Origin of the sequence: Nonomuraea sp. NPDC048916 (genome assembly GCF_040649575.1) — a bacterium.
GTDB lineage: Bacteria > Actinomycetota > Actinomycetes > Streptosporangiales > Streptosporangiaceae > Nonomuraea.
In genome coordinates, this window is record NZ_JBEZFS010000195.1 from 1 (window position 1) to 503 (window position 503).

Annotated in this window: 1 protein-coding gene; it reads left to right on the forward strand. The window is 71.8% G+C overall.

Translation table 11 applies throughout. From position 1 onward, the window contains the following. Positions 1–285, forward strand: a 285-nt coding sequence (locus tag AB0C16_RS40410; protein WP_357691475.1) for a hypothetical protein, incomplete at its 5' end; no start/stop codon positions are given. Positions 286–503 lie beyond the last annotated feature (218 nt).

Here is a 503-nt window from a genome sequence, read left to right on the forward strand (position 1 = left end):
ACCGAGGGGAAGCGCGGCGAGCAGGTCGTCCGGATGAGCACGACGATCTCCCAGCTCGGCATCACCGTCACCTGCAACAGCGTCGGCACCCTCGCCTCCGGCACCGCGAAGGAGCTGAACATCCGCGAGGCCACCGACCCGGACCGCCCCAGCACCCCCGGCCTCTGCACCAGCACCGAGGCCGACCTGGTCTTCCGGCTCGTCGGCGACGGCACCCTGGACTACCGCTCGAAGGAACGCGCCGCCGGTCTCCCGTACGGGAAGCTCACCAGGTCCGGCGGCTGACGGCGCACCGGGCTGGCGTACGCTGGATCGGTCCGAGGATCCGTAGAAAAACCGCCGAAAGGTGACAGCCCGGTGACCGAGAAGGCCGACCTTCAGCCCGTCCTCGACCGAGCCGCCGAAGGCGGTCGGATCACCCCGGAGGAGGCGCTCGACCTCTACCGGTCCGCGCCGCTGCACGCGCTGGGCGCCGCCGCCGACGCCGTACGCCGTCGCCGCTA